The organism is Bradyrhizobium sp. 27S5 (assembly GCF_037217225.1).
GTDB classification, from domain to species: domain Bacteria; phylum Pseudomonadota; class Alphaproteobacteria; order Rhizobiales; family Xanthobacteraceae; genus Bradyrhizobium; species Bradyrhizobium septentrionale.
This window is the reverse complement of the sequence record NZ_CP147714.1, coordinates 2230087-2251512: the sequence shown is the minus strand read 5'-3', so window position 1 is coordinate 2251512 and position 21426 is coordinate 2230087. Positions and strand designations below refer to the sequence as shown.

The following is a 21426-nucleotide window of genomic DNA, read 5'->3' as shown; positions in this document are numbered from 1 at the left end:
CCGGTCCCGGACCTAGCTACCTCACCCGCGATCGGCGGGCAGCCATCCCGAAACGCCGATTGTGCACCGCAGCAAGATTGCTACGATGCGCGGATTCCCAAGAGGTTGCTAAGTGTCCGATATCAATGCCGATGCCTGGGTTTCTTCAGGCCACCGCCCGATGGGCTTTCCCGAATTCGTCGTCGTCATCGCATCCATCATGGCGCTGAACCCGCTGGCGATGGACATGATGCTGCCGGCGCTGCCGAACATCCGCTCTGCGTTCCAGATCGCCGACGCCAACCGGCCGCAGATGGTGCTGTCGATCTTCCTGCTCGGCTTCGGCGTCGGCCAGTTCGTGATGGGCCCGCTATCGGACCGCTTCGGCCGTCGCCCGGTGCTACTCGGCGGCATGACCGTCTACACCATCGCCGGCCTGCTCGCGATCATGGCGCCCTCGTTCGAGACGCTGCTCTTGGCGCGCGCGCTGCAAGGGCTCGGCACCGCGGCAACCCGCGTGATCGCGACCTCGATCGTGCGCGACTGCTACGCCGGCCGGCGGATGGCGAGCGTGATGTCGCTCGCGATGATGGTGTTCATCGCAGTCCCCGTGATCGCGCCGTCATTCGGCCAGGCGGTGATGCTGCTGACGCACTGGCGCGGCATCTTCGTGCTGTTGATGATCTATGGCGTCATCGCGCTGGCCTGGAGCGCGCTGCGGATGCCGGAGACGCTGCCGCTGGAGCTGCGCAAGTCGCTCGCGATCCCCGACGTGCTCGCAGCATTCCGCCAGACCATCACGAACCGCACCACGCTCGGCTATGCGCTCGCCGCCGGCGGCGTGCAGGGCTCGCTGTTTGCCTTCGTGTTCTCCTCGCAGCAGATCTTTACCGAGGTCTTCAAGCTCGGCCATTACTTCCCGGTCGCCTTCGCGGCTTGCGCGGTCGGCGTCGCGATCGCCGGCTTCCTCAATTCGCGCATCGTCGGCCGCATCGGCATGCGCGTGATCTCGCACGCCGCGCTGACCGGCTTTGCCGTCGTCGCCGGCGCGCTGCTGCTCGCGGTGAAGACCGACACGCTGTCGCTGCCGCTGTTCATGGTGCTGGCGGGCCTGATGATGTTCGCGTTCGGGCTGATGATGGCGAACTTCACCGCGCTCGCGATGGAGCCGCAGGGCAAGATCGCCGGCACCGCCTCCTCGCTCTACGGCACGATCACCACCCTGCTCGGGATCGGCATCGGCACCACGATCGGACAGGATTACGACGGCACCTTGCTGCCGTTCGCCACCGGCTTCTTCCTCTGCACGCTGGCCGCGCTCGCCGTCGTGCTGGTGACGGAGAAGGGCCGCATGTTCCGGCCGCATCACCATCCGGTGTGATAATCCGTAGCCCGGATGCAGCGAAGCAAAATCCGGGGTTCGTCGTACTGGCACAACCGTCCCGGATTACGCTTCGCTCCATCCGGGCTACAAGTCTTGCGACCTCGTCAGGCTTGCCGGGTCCGTCCGACGTTGGCCCGCGCCGGAGCCACACGCTGCCGCGTCGCTGCAAATCCCTCCATCCCCAGCTGCCACTGCAAACCGACGATCGCGCCCTTGGTCGGCTGCAGCAGCCCGAGCGCGCTGAACAGCGTGAACGGCAGCCAGATTGCGAGTTGCAGCCAGGCCGGTGGCGCGTAGTTCATCTCGAGCCACAGCAGCGCCGGCACCACGACGTGGCCGACCACCACGATCACGAGATAGGCCGGGAAATCATCCGCGCGCTGCGGGGTGAAGTCCTCGCCGCACACCTCGCAATGATCGGCCACCTTGAGGAAGCGGCCGAACAGATGGCCGCGCCCGCAGTTCGGGCACTTCATGGTGAAGCCGCGCCACATCGCCTTTGGCAGGGAAACCGTCTCGGTCATTGTCGTCGTCCTTGACCTGATCTGATGATCCATACAATATGAACTAGAAGGCATACAATCAAAGACAAAGCGTTGGATTGCATGGATTGGATCCCTACAGTTTCGGAATGGCACGGCCCGATGTTCCTGCGCATCGTCGATGCGCTGGCCGCCGATATTGCCAGCGGCCGGCTGGTGCGCGGTCAGCGCCTGCCGACCCACCGCGCGCTGGCGACCGCGCTCGACATCGACCTCACCACGGTGACGCGCGCCTATGGCGAGGCGCGGCGGCGCGGACTGCTCGACGCCCGCGTCGGCCAAGGCACCTTCGTCTCGGAGACCACCGCGCGCGCGGCGTCCGACCTGCCCGCACCCGTCAACATCGACCTGTCGATGAACCTGCCGCCGCAGCCGGTCGAGGCCAATCTCGACCTGCGCATCGCACAGGGACTTGCGACCATCCGCTCCGAGGCCGGGTTTTCCGCCTATCTCGGCTATACGCGTCCCGGCGGCACGACTGAGGAGCGCGACGCCGGCGCCGCGTGGCTGCAACCGCGGGTGCCGCAGGCATCAGCCGAGCGGATCGTGATCTATCCGGGATCGCAGGCCATCATCTTCAACGCCTTGCTGGCGCTGACCTCGCCTGGCGATGTCGTGCTGACCGAGGCGTTGACGTTTCCCGGCATCAAGGCCGCGGCGGCGCGGCTCGATGTCCGCCTGGTCGGCGTTGCGATGGACGCGGAGGGCGCGAGGCCCGACGCGCTCGACGACGCCTGCCGCAAGCACAGACCGAAGGCGGTCTATCTGGTGCCGACGCAGCAGAACCCGACCACGGCGACGATGAGCGCTGTCAGGCGCAAGGCGATCGCCGACATCATCAGCAAGCGCGGCTGCGTCCTGATCGAGGACGACGTCTACGGTCCACTAGAGCCGCAGGTCGCGCCGATCGCTACACTGATTCCGGAGCGCACCTACCTCGCCGCAAGCATCGCGAAATGCATCGCGCCCGCATTGCGCGTCGCCTATCTGCTGGCGCCCGATGCGAGCGCCGAGCAGCGCATGCGTGCCAGCATGCAGGCCACCATGCAGATGCCGCCATCGCTGATGGTCGCGCTGGTCACGCAATGGCTGCGCTCGGGCGTTGCCACTGACGTCATCCGCGCCATCCGCAACGAGGCGGCGGCGCGCCAGCAGCTTGCGGGTCGCTTCCTCAAGGGCGTCGCCTATGCGGCGCGGCCGGCGAGCCATCATCTCTGGATGCCGCTGTCAAAGCATTTCGACGGCACCGACCTGCTGTCGCATCTGATGCGCAACGGCCTCGCCGTGGTCGGCGAAGATGCCTTTGCGGTGGGCGATGCGGCGCCGCGCGGCCTTCGCGTGTCGCTGGGCGCCGCGCGTAACCGCGCCGAACTGAGCCAGGCGCTGCAGGTGCTGTCGCATGCGGTGCGCACGCCGGCCGGCGCCACGCAAATTGTGTAAATTTCGACCGTCGTCAGGGAATAATATCGCCCGAAAATGATTATTGTGCGCGGGAGCGCTCGTGTCAAAACGCGGGCGTTCCAGGCATCAGGCAGGGGCAGGCTTTCAATGTCGTGCGGGTATGATCGGGCAGTCCACATTGCTGTGCGGACCTTTCGTGAGGCAATGACCGCGATCTTGTGTCTTGCAATCGGGTGCCTTGCGCTTGTCACATCAGGCGCAGCGCGCGCCGCTGAAGCCCCTGCCCCGTCGCCGGAGAGGCTCGAACGCATCACCGCGTTCTTCAACAACGAGGTTGCGACAGGAAAAATTCCCGGCGCGGTCATCCTGATCCAGCAGCGCGGCAAGCAGGTCTATCTCAAGACGTTTGGCTATCGTGACGTCACGACCAGGTCGCCGATGCGGCCGGATACGATGTTCGCACTGCATTCGATGACCAAGCCGATCACCAACACCGCCGCGATGATGCTGGTCGACGAAGGCAAATTGTCGCCGCAGGACCCGTTGTCGAAATACATCCCGGCGTTCGCCGATGTGAAGGTCGCCATCGAACCGGACGGCGGAAACGATCCGGCCAAGGTGGAGCTGGTGCCGCCGATCCGCCCGGTCACGATCGAGGACCTGATGCGGCATACCTCGGGCATCACCTACGAATATATCGGCGCCGACTGGATCCAGAAAATCTACCACGAAGGACATCTGTTCGACGGGCAATTCGACAACAAGGAATTCGCCGCGCGGCTGGCCAAGCTGCCGCTGTCGCGGCAGCCCGGCACGCTGTGGCGCTATGGCCATTCCACCGACGTGCTCGGCCGCGTCATCGAGATCGTCTCGGGCAAGACGCTCTATCAATTCGAGAAGGAGCGCATCTTCGATCCAATGAAGATGAACGACACCAGATACGTGCTCGATGCGGAGACCGAACGGACGCGGCTCGCCGAGCCGCTGCCGACGGATACGATCCTGATCGAGGGCGAGCGCGATCGGCGCGCGCATCCGGAGTGGGAATCCGGCGGCGGCGGCCTGGTCTCGACCATTCTCGACTATGCGCGTTTCGCGCAAATGCTGCTCAACGGCGGCGAGCTCGACGGCAAGCGCTATCTCAGCCCCAGAGCCTTCAAGACCATGACGACGGACCATATCGGGCCGGGCTCCGGCGTCGGCCGCGATTACTGGTACTTTCCCGGCGACGGTTTTGGCTATGGCTACGGCATCGCCGTGCGCACCGATCCCGGCATCGCAAAACCGCCGCCGCCGGGCTCGATCGGCGAATTGAAATGGGACAGCGGCAGCGGCACCTATTTCGGCGTCGATCCAAAGCTCGACATGATCTACATCATGCTCGAGCAGACCCAGAACGAGCGCCAGCGCATCACGCCGGCGTTCCGGAAGCTGGTCTACGACGCGTTCGCCGCGGACTGAGTTCCCATTGTTGCTCCGTCATTGCGAGGGGTGAAACGACGAAGCAATCCACCTATCCACGCGCACGCGGAGAGATGGATTGCTTCGTGGAGCCTGTCATCGGGCGCGCATTCGCGCGACCCGGTGGCTCGCAATGACGGATTGGAAGTATCTCGCCTTACGTCTTGCGCCGAACCGCCTCCTGCCTGCGACGTGCTGCGGCCGCGATCAGGCTTGTGGTGCATTCGTCGCAGACGAACGCACACTCATCGGTGAATAGGCCGATCCGTGCATCGAATCCAACGGCGGCATCGTCGGCGAGACCGTCGATAACGCCGCCGCAACACAAGCACCGGTGCTGCGCTGCGAGCTCTCGTTCCATGACGCGCCCTCCCGTCATCGCGGCTTCCCTCTCCGCAGCTTCCCTTCCGCTATATACTATCGTATATATCGATCGCGACAAGGCAGGCGGGTGAACAATCCGGTCGGGAACCCTGCAGACAATAAGCATCGACCGGAGACGATCGCCTAAAGAACTCCTGCTTGGTCCAACCAGGCTCATTGAGGAAACGAGATCATGATAAAGAACAATGGCGACGCGGCATGCCCGCGCGCGAAGGGAGGCTCGCTCAATATCCGCCGCGCATCGCTGAGCGCGACGGTCATCATCCTCGCGCTCGGCACGGCCGGCGCAGCCAGCGCCGAAACGGCTCCGGTCGGCGTTCCCGACAAGAGTTTCCCGGAGAGCGTGACCTCGACCTCCGACGGCACGCTTTACGTCGGCAGCTTCAATCAGGGCGGTGTGACGAAGATCGCGGGCGGCAAGGCCGAGCAGCTGGTCAAGCCCGGTGCCGGCGACAGCCGCTCGACGCTTGGCGTGCTCGCCGACGAGAAGAGCGGCACGCTCTATGTCTGCTCCAACGACATTTCTGGCTTCGGCGTCGCAGGTCCCAGCGAAACCAAGGGCGCCTGGCTGAAGACCTTCGACCTCAAGAGCGGTGCGCCGAAGGGCAGTTTCGCCCTGAGCGATCCGAAATCGCTTTGCAACGACATCGTGGTCGGCGCCGACGGCACCGCCTATGTCAGCGATTCCTTCACGCCGATCGTCTATAGCCTGAAGCCGGGCGGCACCGCGCTCGCGACCTTCGCCACCGACCCGCAGCTCGCGCCGGCCAAGGACGGCGTCGGGCTCGACGGCATCGCGATCGGCGCCGACGGCAACCTCTATGTCACGACCTTCATTCGGCAAAACTGTTCAAGATCGAGATGAAGGACGGCAAGGCCGGCGCGGTGACCGAGCTGAAGCCGTCGCGGCCGCTCGACCATGCCGACGCGCTGCGCGCCCATGGCAGCAGCCTGCTGCTGATCGAGGGCAACGGCAAACTCGACAAGGTCACGGTCAAGGGCGACCAGGCCGAGATCGACACCATCAAGGACGGGCTTGCCGAGCCGGTCTCGGTGACCGCGGTCGGCGGCACTGGCTGGATCGCCGAGGGCAAGCTGTCCTACATCATCGGCGACAACAAGGGGAAGGACCCCGGCCCGTTCACGCTGACGCCGGTGGCGCTGCCGAAGTGACCGCGTGACTCGTCATGGCCGGGCATAGCCGTTCGAAGAACGGCGTCGCTTCCGCTCGCCTGCGCCCGGCCATCCACATCTTTCTTGTTCGGAAGCCAAGACGTGGATGCCCGGGCCAAGCCCGGGCATGACGGAAACTCTCTCACACCATGCGCTAGATCACATAAAACCCGTGCGTGCCGTCGCGGCGCAGCTGCTCGACCAGGCCGTACTCCCAATCGAGATAGGCCTGCATCGCCTTTTCAGCGACGTCGGTGCCTTCATAGGGGCGACGGTAGCGGTGCGCGGGATCGGGCCTTGGCACGACGCGCGGCGGTTCCTTTTCCAGCGGGCCGTCATAGCCGCCCTCGAGCGCGTAAACTTCCCAGCCCATCTGCGCGAGCCAGGACGCCGTCATGTCGGCGCGGATGCTCTTGTCGTCGCTCAGCACGATGCGCGCGTCGCGCACCGGGGCGGCCATGTCGATCTCCTGCACCAGCTGACCGCCGGCATAATGGCGGAAGCCGACCAAATGGCCGGCGGCATATTCCTCGGCGTCGCGCACATCGAAGCGGTACAGCGTGCGCTGCCTGTCGTTCTCCAGCGCGGCGAGTTCATGCGTGCCGATGTGACGGACGCCGGCGCGATAGGCAACATCACGCGCATTGTCGGCGGCGCCCTCGAACGGCCCGATGCCACCGCGCGTGCCGGCGCCGTGCTCGAGATCGTGCCTGGCGAGGGTCCAGCCGATCGTGCCGTTGCGCAGCGCCCGCACCTTGTTGGGCAGCCCGGCATTGATCAACGACTGCGTCCCGATGATCGAACGGGTGCGGCCGGCGCAGTTGACGATGATGGTGGTGTCGGGATCGGGCGCCGCGCCGCCGGCGCGCAGCACCAGCTCCGCACCGGGCACGCTGACCGAGCCCGGGATGTTCATGGTGGCATATTCGTCGAAGCGGCGGACGTCGAGGATCGCGATGTTGGCCCTGTCAGATATCAGCGCGGCGACTTCGTCGGCGCTCAGCGAGGGCGTATGCCTGCGCGACTCGACCAGCTCGCCGAACGCCTTGGCGTAGGAATTGACGTCCTCGAACACCTCGTAGCCGGCCGCCTTCCAGGCCTCGAGGCCGCCCGCGAGCGCAGCGACGTTGCTGTAGCCCAACGCCCGCAACTGGTCGGCCGCAGCAGCGACCAGCCCCTCGCCATTATCATAAAGCACGATGGGCACGTCCTTTCGCGGCAATCGCAGCTCGGCTTCGAGCGCGATCCGGCCGGCCGCCATATTGGCGGCGAACAGCGGATGGCCGGTGGCGAATTGCGCTTCATGCCTGACGTCGAGCAGCGCAATCTCCTGGCGCAGCAGCAGTGTTGTGCGGATGGTCTGGGGCGTGACGGAAGCAAGGGTCATGGAATGCTGGCCTGGGCAGGAAAATCGGCAGGCCTGCTCTAGGCCGAATTCGCGCGTCGTCAATAGGCTTAACCAAGTCGCAACCCCGCTGCCCGGGAGCTGAGATCCAAGGAACGAAAACCCGCCATCCCGCTTTGCTCAACCGGGGCGCCTTGCTACGTTCCCCATCGGCCCCGCTGGCGCCCGATCAGGCCTTCCGGACAAGAGAAGGCAGCGGGGCCGCGCCTGAGGCCTTGACAGTCTGAAGCCTTGACAGCTGAAGACTTGGCGGCCTGAAGTTCTGGGAGGATGTCCATGAGAGCAGTCGGAAATGAACCATTGTCGCGTCACGCCCTCGCCTATGTGCTGGCCGGCGGGCGCGGCAGCCGACTCCAGGAGCTGACCGACAGGCGCGCCAAGCCGGCGGTCTATTTCGGCGGCAAGTCGCGCATCATCGATTTCGCGCTCTCGAACGCGGTGAATTCCGGCATCCGCCGCATCGCGGTGGCGACCCAGTACAAGGCGCACAGCCTGATCCGGCATCTGCAGATGGGCTGGAACTTCTTCCGCCCGGAACGCAACGAGAGTTTTGATATCCTGCCCGCGAGCCAGCGCGTTTCGGAGACCAACTGGTATCTCGGCACGGCCGATGCGGTCTACCAGAATATCGACATCCTCGAGGCGCACGGCACCAAGTACATTCTGGTGCTGGCCGGCGACCACATCTACAAGATGGACTACGAGGTGATGCTGAAGCAGCATGTCGAGAGCGGCGCCGACGTCACGGTCGGCTGCCTCGAGATGCCGCGCGCGGAATCCAGCGGCTTCGGCATCATGCATGTCGACGACAACGGCCTGATCCAGTCCTTCCTCGAGAAGCCGGCCGATCCGCCGCCGATGCCCGGCAAGCCCGACAAGTCGCTCGCCAGCATGGGCATCTACGTGTTCGACTCGCAATTCCTGTTCGACGAATTGCGCCGCGATGCCGCCGACCCGAATTCCAACCACGATTTCGGCAAGGACATCATTCCCTATATCGTCAAGCACGGCCGCGCCGTGGCGCATCAGTTCAACGATTCCTGCGTCCGCTCCGGCGACGATCCCCGCTCCTACTGGCGCGACGTCGGCACCGTCGATGCCTATTGGGGCGCCAACCTCGATCTCACCGATGTCGTGCCGGAGCTCGATCTGTACGACCGCACGTGGCCGATCTGGACCTATGCCGAGATCACCCCGCCCGCCAAGTTCGTGCATGACGAGGACGGACGGCGCGGACAGGCGGTGACCTCGCTGGTCTCGGGCGCCTGCATCATCTCCGGCGCGGCGCTACGCCGCTCGCTGCTGTTCACCGGCGTCCACGTCAATTCCTACGCCAGTATCGAGAACGCGGTGATCATGCCCTATGTGAATGTCGGCCGCGGCGCGCGGCTGAGGAACGTCGTGATCGATCGCGGGGTGCGGATTCCGGAGGGGCTTGTGGTCGGCGAGGATCCCGCGTTCGACGGCAAGCGCTTCCGCACCACCGAGCAGGGCGTTACCTTGATCACCCAGTCGATGATCGACAGGCTCGGGACATGACGCCCATCCGCGTCCTCGCGGTCGCCTCGGAAGTCTACCCAATCGTCAAGACCGGCGGCCTCGCCGACGTCGTCGGCGCGCTGCCGTCGGCGCTCAACGAGCACGGCGTCGCAACGCGAACGCTGGTGCCCGGCTATCCCGATGTGCTCAAGGCGCTGGCCTCGGCGGAGACGCTGCTGCACTGGCCGGAATTTTATGGCGGGCCAATCCGCGTGCTCGGCGGTACGCATGACGGCCTCGATCTCCTTGCGCTCGACGCACCGCATCTCTATGCCCGCCCCGGCAATCCCTATGTCGGTCCCGACGGACGCGACTGGCCGGACAACGGCGTCCGCTTTGCGGCGCTGTCGCGGATGGCGGCCGAGATCGGCCAGGGCGCAATCGAGACCTTCGTGCCCGACATCGTGCATGCCCATGACTGGCAGGCGGGCCTCGCGCCGGCCTATCTGCACTATGGTGGACGACCGCGGCCGGGCACGGTGATGACCGTGCACAACCTCGCCTATCAGGGACAGTTCTCGCCGGACATGCTGACGACGTTCGGCCTGCCGGGCGAGGCCTATGCGCTGCACGGCGTCGAATATTACGGCACCATCAGTCTCCTGAAGGCCGGCCTGCAATTCGCCGACCGCATCACCACGGTGTCGCCGACCTATGCGCAGGAGATCCAGAGCGATGAAGGCGGCATGGGGTTCGGCGGCCTGTTGCGCGAACGCGCCGACGTGCTGAGCGGCATCCTCAACGGCATCGACATCACGGTGTGGAATCCGGCCACCGATCCGAACATCGTTGCGCGTTACAGCGCCGGGCAGCCGGCGGCGCGCGCGGCCAACAAGGCGGCGCTGCAGCAGCGCTTCGGCCTTGATCCCGCGCCGGATGCGATGCTGCTCGGCGTGATCAGCCGGCTGTCGTGGCAGAAGGGCCTCGACCTGCTCCTCGAGAATATTCCAGCGCTGCTCGGCGAAGGCATCCAGCTCGCGCTGCTCGGCAGCGGCGACCGCGATCTGCAGGATCGCTACGCCGCGCTGGCGCAGGACAATCCCCGGCGGATCGGGGTCGTGATCGGCTATGACGAGACGCTGGCGCATCTGATCCAGGCCGGCGCCGATGCGCTCGCGGTGCCGTCGCGCTTCGAGCCGTGCGGCCTTACCCAGTTGTGTGCGCTCCGCTACGGCGCGGTCCCGATCGTTGCCAATGTTGGCGGCCTTGCCGACACCGTGCTCGACTTCGACGAAGCCGCGATCACCGGCGATGCGGCGACCGGCGTCAAGTTCGCGCCCGTCACCTCGGACGCGCTCGCGCGCGGCTTGCGCAAGGCAAACCTCTTGTTCAACGACAAGGTGACCTGGCGCCGACTGCAGCAGGCCGGCATGGCCGCCGACGTCTCCTGGCACAACCGCGCCGGCCGCTACGCCGCGCTCTATCGCGAGCTCGCCGCGGCGCGGCGCTAGAGCATGATCCGGAAAAGTGTGAAGCGGTTTTCCCTCGCGACAAACGCGGAGCGTTTGCGCGGAGATCATGCTCAAGACAAGGCGCAATCAGTTCAGCAGATCGCAGGCCGCGATGCGGTTGATGTCGGCCAGCCGCCGGTCGGAATTTCCTTTGAGATCAAGGCTTGCGACGAGGTCGAGCAGCCGGCCATAGGCGCGGTCGGCGACCGCCACCGGCAGCGGCTCCTCGTCGAAGGTTTCGACGTAATTGCCGACGAGACCGCTCAGCAGCCGGCAAACGCCGCGTTGCTGCGGGTCGTCCTTGCTCAGAGTCTCGAGTTTTTGCTGGAAGGTCCTGAAGGTTCGCAGGCCGTGCGGCTGCTGCGAAAGCCAACTATGCAGATCAGGATCTGTGTGCAGATCAGGATTCAGGTCGGTCATATCAGCCTCTTCAAATTGGAGAAGAAGCTACTGGCTTATACAGCCGATCAGGATGCCGCGCCATCACAATTTCGCATGCTTCCTCTGCCGCGGCCGCGCGAGCCGTGTCGTCGGAGTGGCACACCGAGCAGCTGGAGTTTCGGTTCTGATCAAAATCAGAACCGAAGCTCCAGCTTCCTTCTTTGACGCGTTTTCTTCACGCGAACCGGTGTCCACTTCGCTCGAAAACGCGTTAGAGTCGCGCGAGTGCCGGAAGGATTTTGTAGCGCGCGATCTCGTGCGGATAGTCGCCGCGATTGGCGAGCAGCACGATACCGAGCCTGCGCGCGGGCACCAGGCCGATATAGGCCGAGGCATTGTTGAGCCCGCCGGGCTTGTCGATGACGGTGACGTCATCGAGGCGCACATGCTCCCACGCCATCGCCTGGCCGAACTTCGCATCGACGCGAAAGCTCTCGCGCTCGGTCATCTGCAATGCCGCACGCAGTTCGGGATCGATCACCGCGTTGTCGAGGCAGGCGCGCAGCAGGATGCCGAGATCGCGCGCCGACGAGAACATCTGGCCGGTACCCGGGAAATCGTAATAGCTCTGCTGATTGCCTGGCGGGCCGATCGGCGTGCCGTTATGGGCGTATCCCTGCACCATGCGCTGCATGATCGCGGGCACAATTGACGCGCGGTCGTCTTCGCCGCGATCCGGAACGAAGGTCGATGTCATGCCGAGCGGCTTGAGGATGCGGCTCTCGATCAACGTCGCAATCGGCATGCGATAGCGCTGCTCCAGCACCAGCTGCAGCAGCACATAGCCGGCATGGCTGTAGATCCGCTGCTTGCCCGGCTGCTCCCCCGCCGGCGGCGTCCATGCGTTGAGCATCGCGATGAACTGATCGCGGCTGAAAGTCTCGTTCGGCCATGGCGGATGGTCGGTCGGCAGCAGCAGCCCGGACGTATGGGTGACGAGGTCGCCGACCGTGACGCGGCTGATGTAGTCGCCGTTGAGCTCGGGCAGATACTTCGCAACGGGATCGTCCAGCCGCAATTCGCCGCGCTCGGTGCCGAGCGCGACCAGCGTCGCCTCGAACAGCTTGCGCAGCGAGGCGAGGTTGAACAGCGTGTCCGGGGTGACCGGCCGCTTCGCCGCCGCGTCAGCGAAACCGTAGGTGAAGAACGTGACCTGGCCACCGGCATAGACCGCCGCGGCGAGACCGCCCGGATCCGCCGCGGTCGCGGTCGGCGCAAGCTCTGAAGTGACGATGTCCCTGATCTGCGCATCCATGTCCGAATCCGCGCGCGCCGCCGCAACCACGCCAGCAGCGACGGCGAAGAGGACGGCCGCGATCCGGACGGAGGGCGATGGTCTCATAAGGAACGAAGACGTCTCATGAAGAACGAAATCGGGACGATGTTGCGATTCGACCCGCGGGCGGATCTGTTCAGCCATCGCGAGATGGCGACATCGCGATCTTAAGCGATGGAACCTGTGCGTCCGAATTCACGATTGCGCGTGTTGTGCCGTGCCCCGCCCCGCCGGGGAAGGGGCGGCGCGATTGCAGTTCCGGCGATCAGTGCCGGAAACCGCGCCCGCGACCGCCCTCCCACTCCAGCCACGGCGCGGGAACTGCAATCGAACTAAAAAATGCGGGACGTTTGAAAATGTCGGGAGCGTGATTCGACGGGAAGATGGAACCAGCGCGTGCCGGGCCGACCGTCGATATGTCTGACTTCGTCACATTCCGCTCCCAACCGGGACCGTTTCTTACTAGCAACAATTCGTCAATCAACGGTTGCATAGGCCTATTGGATTCGAGTGACAAGACATGGCGGCCTGCGGCGAATTGTCCGGTTCCAGATGCCGGATGCACGCGCTGCCTGATTAAGCATGGCTTAACCATTGATCGCGCGGCGCGAGACTATGCGGCGCGTGATCGGACGATCGACCGCGGCAACGACGCCAACAGCAGCACGAGGCAGACGCAGAGCAGCACGATGTCCTTGAACAGGAACTCGCCGGCCAGGTTCCAGGCCATCGGGTCGGTCGACAGGCTCCATTTGACCACCCCCGGTGTCGTGAAGAAGAACGACCACGTGACGGCGAAGGTGATGACGCCCATCAGCGAACCGATCGCGGACAGGAGCGGGCTGAACGCACCGGCGGCAAGCAGCACAGCGATGCCGAACTCGGCCACGCCAAGCACATAGGCCTCGCCCCGAAGGCCGAACACCGAGAGCCACGAGATGAACGGGCTGTTGCTGATGAACTGCGCGATGCCCTGGGCGGACTGCAGCGTGAACTTCTGCATGCCGAACGACACGAAGATCACGACCATGACCCAGCGCAGGATCGCAAGCAGACGATAAGACCCCTCGCCTTGTTCGGCGATGTTGAACGACAGATTCATACGGATGTTTCTTCCCTCGCTGCGATGCCACCATCGGCCGCTGTTGCGGCGTTCGTGGCAAACTACGCAGCGCGTCGCGCGTGTGTTACGCGCGGGACAGGGGCGCGCCTTCACGATGATGTGCAGACGAGGTGATGAAGATCGTCGCCAGCCGCGACAAACTCAGGCGCGCTGGCGCAGCGCCCGCGCAGCGTCTTTGGCCGGCACCGGCATGGTGAAACCGTACAGAAACAGGTCCACCACCATGTCGGCGAATTCCGTAGGGTCGATCCCGCCCTTCGGGTCGTACCAGGTGTGGCTGAAGTTCAGGATGCCGAACAGCATCATGCTGTAGATTTTCTTGGTCCGCTTGACGATCTTGCCTTCCTTGTCGAGCTTGACCAGAAGATCCGAGACAGTATCGACCAGCTGGCGCTCCAGCGCCTTGATCGCATCCTGCTCGGTCTCACCGAGGAACGAGAGGTCGTTGAGGATCACGCGCTGCTCGTCGCTCGAGCGCGCGTTCAGCGCGACGATGGCCTGGATCGCGGCGCGGAACTGCTCCAGCGTCGTCGCCTTGCCGGCCATCGCAACCTCGACATCGGCAATCATCTCGCGAATATGCGCATCGAGGATCGCGAACAGGATCGCTTCCTTCGAGTCGAAATAATGGTACAGCGCGCCGCGCGACAGCTTGCAGGCATCCGCAAGGTCGGCGATCGAGGCACGCATATAGCCCTGCCGCGCGAACAGGCCGCAGGCGGTGGTGAGGATGCCCTGCTGGATCTCGTCATAGTTTTCCGAGCGCGTCCGCGCCATTACAGTCTCTCTCGTGCACCATCGGCGCCGCCGGAATCGGGCGGCCGCCGTCTCTCTATACTACCGCCGCCCCGCGCGCTCCTCCCCCTTGCGGGCGCCATCCACCAGAACTCTTCCATCGCTCGCGGCATCGGCGACCTGCGTCAAAAAATAATTTGAACGACCGGTCGGATTATATTATCGTGCCCGTCATCAAGCAAGCAGATTGCGCACGCCGGGACCAACCCGGCGGCATCGAGGGAGGTTGCGCGTGGATTCTCAGAAGGTCGATGCTGTCGTGATCGGTGCCGGTGCCGGCGGGCTGTGCGCCGCGGCGCGGCTCGCCCATGGCGGGCTGCATACGCTCGTCGTCGACGACAAGGACCGGCTCGGCGGACGCGCCTCGACAGAGGAGATCGACGGCTTCAAGGTCAATATCGGCGCGATCGCGATCGAGTTCGGCGGCGTGTTCGAGGAAACCTTCCACACCGTCGGCGCGCCGCTCGAGATCCGCGCGCCGGAGCCCGCGAGCTCGTTCTTCCTCGACGGCAAGGTGATCGACGTCGGCCGCGGCGGCTGGTCGCTGCTGCTCGGGCAACTCACGAAACAGGCCTCGCGCATCCTGGAGAAATTTGCCGATGCCCGCTCCGGCAATCTACCCGACGGGCGGCAATCCACCGAGGACTGGCTGAAGGGCTACACCAGCAACGCCACGGTGCACGCGCTGTTCCGCAATCTCTGCGCGGCGATCTTCGCCTGCAACGCCGCCGAGCTGCCGGCCCGCGCCTTCCTGACCTATTTCACCAGCAAGGGCGCCTTCAAGAAGTTCGGCTTCTGCCCGCGGGGCACGATCGGCGTCTGGAACAGCCTGGGTACCGCGATCAGGCGCAACGGCGACATCTGGCTCGGCACGCCGGCGACCACGATCCACACATCCAATGGCAAGGTCGAAGGCGTCACCGTCCTCAGGAACGGCGAGAAGGTGCGGATCGACACCGATCTCGTCATCAGCAATGCCGGCCCGAAGGCCACCGTCGCGCTGGCCGGCAGGGAAGCTTTCCCGGCGGATTATCTCGCCAAGGTGAAGAACGACCTTCGCCCGGCCGCCAACATCGTCATCAACGTCGCGAGCAGCGAGCCGCTGATCAACCATCCCGGCATCGTCACCTTCGGCAAGACGCGCCGGCTCTGCAACATGGCGAACCTTTCCGCGACCTGTCCGGAACTGGCACCACCCGGCTGGCACCTCTATGTCGCCTATGCCGTGCCGGTGCCGGCGCTCGGCGATTTCGACTCGGATGCCGAGGTCGCGTTGGCGCTCGAGGATCTGCGCGAGCAGTTCGCGAATTTCGACCAGGCCAAAATCCTGTCGATCCGCGTGATGCGCGACGACTGGCCGGCACAACGCAGCTGCGCCGGTTACGATTTGCCGCGCGAGACCGGAATCGAAGGCCTGTGGTGCGTCGGCGACGCGGTGAAGCAATATGGCAATGGCGGCACCCAGGCCTGCGCCGAGACCGCCAAGATCGTCACCGATGCGATCCTCGCCGCACGGCCGCACCTCGCGGCCGCCCGGGTCTGAGCAAGATGCCGACGACCATCCCGCATCCGAGGCCGCAAGCAGCGCCGCTCACTGCGCCGGCGCGGGACGGCCTGCTCGAATTCCGCAACATCCGGATCGTCTACGACAACGCGATCGAGGCGATCCGCGACGTCTCGATCGCGGTGCCCGAGGGCAACATCGTCGCCCTGCTCGGCTCCAACGGTGCCGGCAAGTCGACGCTGCTGAAGGCGATGTCCGGCATCCTCTACACCGAGGAGAGCGTGATCGAGAACGGCAGCATCCGCTTCCGCAATGATGAAGTGCATCATCTTGCGCCGGACGAGCTGGTCCGCCGCGGCATCGTGCAGGTGCCGGAGGGCCGCCGCGTGTTCGCGGCGCTGACAATCGACGAAAATCTGCAGATGGGCGGCTATACCAGGACCGGCGCCGAGGCCCGCGAGCGGCGCGACAAGGTGTTTGAGCTGTTTCCGCGGCTGCATGAACGGCGCGACCAGATCGCGGGCTACATGTCCGGCGGTGAACAGCAGATGCTCGCGATCGGCCGCGCGCTGATGACCGATCCTGTGCTGCTGGCGCTCGACGAGCCGTCGCTCGGCCTCGCGCCCTTGATCATCGACCGCATCTATGAGGTGATCGTTCGGCTGCGCGACGAGCTGAAGATGACGGTGCTGCTGGTCGAGCAGAACGCACAGCGCGCGCTCGATATCGCCGACTACGGCTACATCCTGGAGACCGGCCGCGTCGTGCTCGACGGTACGGCAAAAAAGCTCAGTGCCAACGAGGACGTCCAGGAGTTTTATCTCGGGGTCTCCTCCGCCGGCCGCAAGAGCCTGCGCGATGTCAAGCACTACAAGCGCCGCAAGCGGTGGCTGTCGTGACCGCGCTGCTTGCGATCGAGAACCTGTCAAAACGCTTCGGCGGCCTGCAGGCGGTCGCCGATGTCAGCTTTCAAGTCAGCTCGGGCGAGATCTGCAGCGTGATCGGCCCGAACGGCGCCGGCAAGACCACGCTGTTCAACATGATCTCGGGCGTATTGCGGCCGAGCGGCGGCCGCATCACCTTCGATCGCATTGACCTCTCGACCATTTCGCCGTGGAAATTTGCGGCCGTCGGCATCGGCCGCACCTTCCAGAACCTTGCGCTGTTCAAGCACGGCACCGTGGTCGAGAACATCCTGACCGGCCGCCACACCCATCTCCGCTCGACCGTACTCGATGCCGTGGTGTTCTTCGGCCGCACCCGCAAGGAGGAGATCGCGGCGCGGCAGCGGGTCGAGCACATCATCGAATTCCTCGAGATCGAGCATATCAGGGACGCCGTGGTCGGCACGCTGTCCTATGGCCAGCAGAAGCGCGTCGAGCTCGCCCGCGCACTCGCCTGCGAGCCGAAACTGCTGCTGCTCGACGAGATGGTCTCCGGCATGAACCAGGAAGAGACCGAGGACATCGCTCGCTTCGTGCTCGACATCCGCGACGAGCTCGGCATCACCGTCGTGATGATCGAGCATGAGATGCGCATCGTGATGGACATCTCTGACCGCATCCATGTGCTAAATTTCGGCCGCAAGATCGCCGAAGGCACGCCCGACGAGGTCAGGCGTGATCCTGCGGTCGCGGAGGCCTATCTTGGCGGCCAGCGCACTGAGGCGATGAAGGTGGGCGCGTGATGTCGACGATGGACAGCCTGCGCACCGCTCACCCGCCGATGCAGGCGAGCGCCACTCGCAACCCGCCGGCAACGAGCGCCGATCCGTTCCAGGCGGCGCTTACGGACGCCGCCATCACCATCCCGCAATTGCTGCGGCAGCGTGCCGCCATGCATGGCGAGGCGCTGGCGCTGCACGAGAAGGATTTTGGGATCTGGAATCCCTATTCCTGGCGGCATTACTACGAGACCGCGCGCGCGGTCGCGCTTGGCCTGCTCTCGCTCGGCATCAAGCCGGGCGACCGCGTCGCCATCGCCGGCGAAAACACACCGGAATGGTTTTATGCCGATCTCGGCGTCCAGATGATCGGCGCGGTCGCAGTCGGCATCTATCCGACCAACCCCTGGGTCGAGCTGCAGTATATCGTCAAGCATTCGGGCGCGCGGATCGTCGTCACCGGCGATCAGGAACAGACCGACAAGGTGCTCGACGCGATGGCCAACAATGGCGGCCTGCCGGATCTCGAGGCCATCGTCTGCATCGACATGAAGGGCCTGCGGCACTACCGGCAGTCGGAACTGATGTCGTTCGCGGCACTCTGCGAGCGCGGCAAGGCCTACGCCGAGGCGAACCCGGAGGCCAACGCCACGCTCGACCGGCTGATCAGCCAAGGCGCGCCCGACGATGTCTGCATCCTGGTCTACACCTCGGGCACGACGGGTCCGCCCAAGGGCGCGATGCTGACCCACCGCAATCTGGTCTATGCGGCCTATGCCTACGCGACGACCGTCGGCATTGCCGACAAGCCGTTCGAGGCGGTCAGCTATCTGCCGCTGTGCCATGTCGCAGAGCGCTGCTACGGCACGGTGACGCATCTCGTGCTCGGCGGCACCGTCTCCTTTGCCGAATCGATCGACACCGTAGCGATCAACATCCGCGAGATTGCGCCGACCTTCTTCGTCGGCGTGCCCCGCATCTACGAAAAACTGCAGCAGGGCTTCCTGTTCCGGCTCGGCGAGAGCGGCCGGCTGCGGCAGGGCTTTACCAGGGCCTGCCTCGCCTGGGGCCGCACACTGTCGGATCGCCGGCAGGCCGGCAAGGACAACTGGCTCGATCACATCGCTTACGGCCTGCTCTATCTCCTGATGTTCCGCAACCTTCAGCGCCATCTCGGCTTCGCCACCAGCCGGCATCGGCTCTGTGCCGGCGCCTCGATCTCGCCGGAGACGCTGCGCTTCTTCGACATCATCGGCCGCCCGGTGTCACAGGGCTATGGCCTCACCGAAAGCGGCGGCGTTGCCTTCATCCAGACCGGAAGCCACCACCGGATCGGCGGCTGCGGCGTGCCCTTGCCGCAGACCGAATGGAAGTGTGACGCCGACGGCGAGATCCTGTTGCGCAATCCCGGCGTCTTCAAGGGCTACTTCCTCGACGAGAAGGCCTCGACGGCTTCGCTGGAACAAGGCGGCTGGCTGCGTACCGGCGACATCATTGACGTCCTCGACAATGGCGAGATCGCCGTGGTCGACCGCAAGAAGGCGATCATCATCACCGCCGGCGGCAAGAACATTGCGCCCTCGGAGATCGAGAACGCGCTGAAGGATTCCGAGTTCATCAAGGAAGCGATCGTGGTCGGTGAAGCCAAGAAGTATCTCGGCGCCATCGTCCAGGTCGACTACGACAATGTCGGCCGCTGGGCGCGTGACCGCGCGCTGGCCTACACCAACTACAAGTCGCTGTCGCAACTGCCGGAGGTGCACGAGCTGGTCGAGCGTATCGTCAACGAGACCAACAAGCGCTTCGCCCGGGTCGAGAACGTCAGGCGCTTCGCCATCCTCGAAAAGGAGCTCGACCACGACGACGGCGAGCTGACCGCCACGCAGAAGGTGCGCCGCGCCATGATCGAGAAGAAGTTCGCGCGCGAGCTCGCCATCATCTACCGGGCGGAGGGCTGAATGCAGTATCTCATCCAGCTCCTGATCTCGGGGCTCGCGATCGGTGCGATCTACGGCCTGATCGCGATGGGCTTTGCAGTGATCTACAAGTCCACCGGGCTGGTCAATTTCGCGCAGGGCGAGATGACCATGATCACGGCCTATATCGCCTGGACCATCTCGACCACGGTCAGCGGCAATGTGTTCGTCGTCGCATTGGGCGCGATCTTCGCCGCGATCCTGCTCGGCCTGATCATCGAGCGCTTCGTGATGCGGCCGATGCTGGGCGAGCCGGTGTTCGCGACCGTGATGGTGACGATCGGGCTCGCGGTGATCCTGCGCTCGGCGATCAACTTCATCTGGGACGCCTATCCGCACGGGCTCGATATCGGCATGGGCCGCGGCATCGTGCATCTCGGCGGCATCGGCGCACGCACCGGCCAGCTTGCCGTCATTGCGACGCTGCTTTTGCTGCTGGCCGCGATCTGGGCGTTCTTTCGCTACAGCAAGGTCGGGGTGGCGATGCGCGCGGTCGCGGCCGACGACCGCACCGCGCTGTTGATGGGTATCAGCGCCACGCGGGTGCATGCGCTGGCCTGGGCCGCGTCCTCGGTGATCGCCGGGATCGGTGGTGTGTTCTTCGCACTGTCCTACGATCTGTCGCCGGCGATGTTTCAGCTCGGGCTGAAGGCGTTTCCGGCCACCATCCTGGGCGGCCTCGACGCCGTGCTCGGCTCCGGCCTCGGCGGCCTGCTGATCGGCATCACCGAAAATCTCGCCGGCGGCTATGTCGGCTCCGGCATGAAGGAGGTAGCGGGCTTTGCCATGATCATCGTCGTGCTGATGGTCCGCCCGTTCGGCATCTTCGGCGAACGCGACATCGAGAGGGTTTGATGCGCACCGGCGATTACAAGCAGAGCTATGGCGAGCTGGTTGCGCTGATCGATTCCCCGCCGGTCTGGCTGTGGTCGGCGGTGCTGCTGCTGGCGTTGATCGCGGCGCCACATTTGCTGAACTCCTACGCGCTGTCGTTCCTGATGATCATCCTGATCACGGTGACCGGCGCGCTCGGCCTTAACATCCTGACCGGCTACACCGGCCTGATCTCGCTCGGCCATGTCGGCTTCCTGGTCACCGGCGCCTATGCCTATGCCGTGCTGGTCTCGAAGTACCACATGCCGCCGCTGGTCGGCTTCCTCGGGGCCGGGCTGGTGCCGGCGCTGGCCAGCCTGATCGTCGGCGCGCCGTCGCTGCGGCTCAAGGGGCTCTATCTCGCCATCACCACGCTGGCCTTCTCCTTCATCATCAACACCGTGATCCTGGAGATGCGCTGGCTCACCAACGGCGCCCGCGGCATCCAGGTGCAGCGGCCGGAGATCTTCGGCATCACCTTCGATAGCGAGGCCGCCTTTACCTATCTCTGCCTCGGCATCGCCGTTCTGACGCTGCTCGCGACCCTCAACATCCGCCGCAGCCGGGTCGGCCGCGCCTTTGTCGCGATCCGGGACAACGACACCGCGGCGCGCGTCATGGGCATCAATCTGCACGCCTACAAGCTGTTCGCCTTCGTCACGTCAGCCTTCATCACCGGCATCGCCGGCGCGCTCTACGGCATTTATCTCTCCTTCGTCAGCGTCGAGGGCTTTCCGTTCCTGCTCTCGATCGAGGCGCTGGCGATCCTGATCGTCGGCGGGCTCGGCTCCGCGCTCGGCGCGGTGCTCGGCACCATCCTGATCGTGCTGCTGCCGGAGGCGACAAGGCTCGTCTTTAGCCTGTTCAGCGCACAGTTGGACGCGAGCTTCACGACCGGCGCGCAGGAGCTGAAGAGCATGCTCTACGGCCTCGTCATCATCCTGTTCCTGCGCTTCCAGCCTCGCGGGCTGGTCGGCGCCTGGCACGACATCAGGCGGACCTGGGTGCACTGGCCGCTGCGCTACTAATCAAAAAAAGACGCAACACCTGAGGAGG

The 21426-nt window shown here is 64.9% G+C and carries 20 protein-coding genes; 13 read left to right on the top strand and 7 right to left on the bottom strand.

The window, feature by feature from the left end; all coding sequences use genetic code 11:
- Positions 1 to 160 precede the first annotated feature (160 nt).
- Positions 161 to 1360, top strand: a complete 1200-nt coding sequence (locus WDM24_RS10690; protein WP_414645752.1) for a multidrug effflux MFS transporter — start codon at positions 161 to 163, stop codon at positions 1358 to 1360.
- Between the two features lie 107 nt (positions 1361 to 1467).
- On the opposite strand, the gene WDM24_RS10685 is transcribed toward WDM24_RS10690, so the two are convergent.
- The gene (locus WDM24_RS10685) at positions 1468 to 1887 is read right to left on the bottom strand and encodes a DUF983 domain-containing protein (RefSeq protein ID WP_338831162.1); all 420 of its coding nucleotides are present in this window, start codon (positions 1885 to 1887) and stop codon (positions 1468 to 1470) included.
- Positions 1888 to 1968: 81 nt separating this feature from the next.
- On the opposite strand from WDM24_RS10685, the gene WDM24_RS10680 reads away from it, so the two are divergent.
- Complete coding sequence (locus WDM24_RS10680) at positions 1969 to 3345, top strand: PLP-dependent aminotransferase family protein (RefSeq protein ID WP_338831161.1); 1377 nt, start codon at positions 1969 to 1971, stop codon at positions 3343 to 3345.
- Between the two features lie 165 nt (positions 3346 to 3510).
- Positions 3511 to 4767 (top strand): serine hydrolase domain-containing protein, encoded by a 1257-nt coding sequence (locus tag WDM24_RS10675; protein WP_338831160.1) that lies wholly within the window; start codon positions 3511 to 3513, stop codon positions 4765 to 4767.
- A gap of 157 nt (positions 4768 to 4924) precedes the next feature.
- Here WDM24_RS10675 and WDM24_RS10670 read toward each other — a convergent pair whose 3' ends face one another.
- Positions 4925 to 5128, bottom strand: coding sequence for a hypothetical protein (locus tag WDM24_RS10670; RefSeq protein WP_338831158.1), 204 nt, complete (start codon positions 5126 to 5128; stop codon positions 4925 to 4927).
- A gap of 195 nt (positions 5129 to 5323) precedes the next feature.
- Here WDM24_RS10670 and WDM24_RS10665 point away from each other — a divergent pair, with 195 nt between their 5' ends.
- Positions 5324 to 6016, top strand: coding sequence for a hypothetical protein (locus tag WDM24_RS10665; RefSeq protein WP_338831156.1), 693 nt, complete (start codon positions 5324 to 5326; stop codon positions 6014 to 6016).
- The gene (locus WDM24_RS10660) at positions 6013 to 6324 is read left to right on the top strand and encodes a hypothetical protein (RefSeq protein ID WP_338831154.1); all 312 of its coding nucleotides are present in this window, start codon (positions 6013 to 6015) and stop codon (positions 6322 to 6324) included. The genes WDM24_RS10665 and WDM24_RS10660 overlap by 4 nt, the downstream gene beginning before the upstream one ends.
- A 154-nt stretch (positions 6325 to 6478) precedes the next feature.
- Here WDM24_RS10660 and WDM24_RS10655 read toward each other — a convergent pair whose 3' ends face one another.
- Positions 6479 to 7711 (bottom strand): rhodanese-like domain-containing protein, encoded by a 1233-nt coding sequence (locus tag WDM24_RS10655; RefSeq protein WP_338831152.1) that lies wholly within the window; start codon positions 7709 to 7711, stop codon positions 6479 to 6481.
- A gap of 294 nt (positions 7712 to 8005) precedes the next feature.
- On the opposite strand from WDM24_RS10655, the gene glgC reads away from it, so the two are divergent.
- Positions 8006 to 9268, top strand: a complete 1263-nt coding sequence (gene glgC / locus WDM24_RS10650) for a glucose-1-phosphate adenylyltransferase (protein WP_166298241.1) — start codon at positions 8006 to 8008, stop codon at positions 9266 to 9268.
- The gene (glgA, locus tag WDM24_RS10645; protein WP_338831149.1) at positions 9265 to 10719 is read left to right on the top strand and encodes a glycogen synthase GlgA; all 1455 of its coding nucleotides are present in this window, start codon (positions 9265 to 9267) and stop codon (positions 10717 to 10719) included. Before glgC ends, glgA begins: the two co-directional genes overlap by 4 nt.
- An 87-nt stretch (positions 10720 to 10806) precedes the next feature.
- Here the strand turns inward: glgA and WDM24_RS10640 are convergent, their stop codons facing one another.
- From WDM24_RS10640 to WDM24_RS10625, 4 genes are all read right to left on the bottom strand, one after another.
- Positions 10807 to 11139 carry a hypothetical protein gene (locus WDM24_RS10640; RefSeq protein ID WP_338831147.1) on the bottom strand — a complete coding sequence of 111 codons (333 nt, stop codon included), beginning with the start codon at positions 11137 to 11139 and terminating at the stop codon, positions 10807 to 10809.
- A gap of 232 nt (positions 11140 to 11371) precedes the next feature.
- Positions 11372 to 12415 carry a serine hydrolase gene (locus tag WDM24_RS10635; protein ID WP_338831146.1) on the bottom strand — a complete coding sequence of 348 codons (1044 nt, stop codon included), beginning with the start codon at positions 12413 to 12415 and terminating at the stop codon, positions 11372 to 11374.
- Between the two features lie 634 nt (positions 12416 to 13049).
- Positions 13050 to 13538, bottom strand: a complete 489-nt coding sequence (locus WDM24_RS10630) for a DUF417 family protein (RefSeq protein ID WP_166307198.1) — start codon at positions 13536 to 13538, stop codon at positions 13050 to 13052.
- Positions 13539 to 13700: 162 nt separating this feature from the next.
- Positions 13701 to 14336: a TetR/AcrR family transcriptional regulator gene (locus tag WDM24_RS10625; RefSeq protein ID WP_166298245.1), complete on the bottom strand. Its 636-nt coding sequence runs from the start codon at positions 14334 to 14336 to the stop codon at positions 13701 to 13703.
- A gap of 250 nt (positions 14337 to 14586) precedes the next feature.
- Between WDM24_RS10625 and WDM24_RS10620 the strand changes: the two genes are divergently transcribed.
- The 6 genes from WDM24_RS10620 to WDM24_RS10595 are packed head-to-tail and all read left to right on the top strand — an operon-like array spanning position 14587 to position 21398.
- On the top strand, positions 14587 to 15897 hold the full coding sequence (locus tag WDM24_RS10620; protein WP_338831143.1) for a phytoene desaturase family protein: 1311 nt from the start codon (positions 14587 to 14589) through the stop codon (positions 15895 to 15897).
- Between the two features lie 5 nt (positions 15898 to 15902).
- Positions 15903 to 16757: an ABC transporter ATP-binding protein gene (locus tag WDM24_RS10615; protein WP_338831141.1), complete on the top strand. Its 855-nt coding sequence runs from the start codon at positions 15903 to 15905 to the stop codon at positions 16755 to 16757.
- Positions 16754 to 17545, top strand: a complete 792-nt coding sequence (locus WDM24_RS10610) for an ABC transporter ATP-binding protein (protein ID WP_338831140.1) — start codon at positions 16754 to 16756, stop codon at positions 17543 to 17545. Before WDM24_RS10615 ends, WDM24_RS10610 begins: the two co-directional genes overlap by 4 nt.
- Positions 17545 to 19479 (top strand): AMP-dependent synthetase/ligase, encoded by a 1935-nt coding sequence (locus WDM24_RS10605; RefSeq protein WP_338831139.1) that lies wholly within the window; start codon positions 17545 to 17547, stop codon positions 19477 to 19479. The genes WDM24_RS10610 and WDM24_RS10605 overlap by 1 nt, the downstream gene beginning before the upstream one ends.
- Positions 19480 to 20352 carry a branched-chain amino acid ABC transporter permease gene (locus WDM24_RS10600; protein WP_338831137.1) on the top strand — a complete coding sequence of 291 codons (873 nt, stop codon included), beginning with the start codon at positions 19480 to 19482 and terminating at the stop codon, positions 20350 to 20352. It begins immediately after the preceding gene.
- Positions 20352 to 21398: a branched-chain amino acid ABC transporter permease gene (locus WDM24_RS10595; RefSeq protein WP_338831135.1), complete on the top strand. Its 1047-nt coding sequence runs from the start codon at positions 20352 to 20354 to the stop codon at positions 21396 to 21398. Before WDM24_RS10600 ends, WDM24_RS10595 begins: the two co-directional genes overlap by 1 nt.
- The last annotated feature ends 28 nt before the right edge of the window (positions 21399 to 21426 follow it).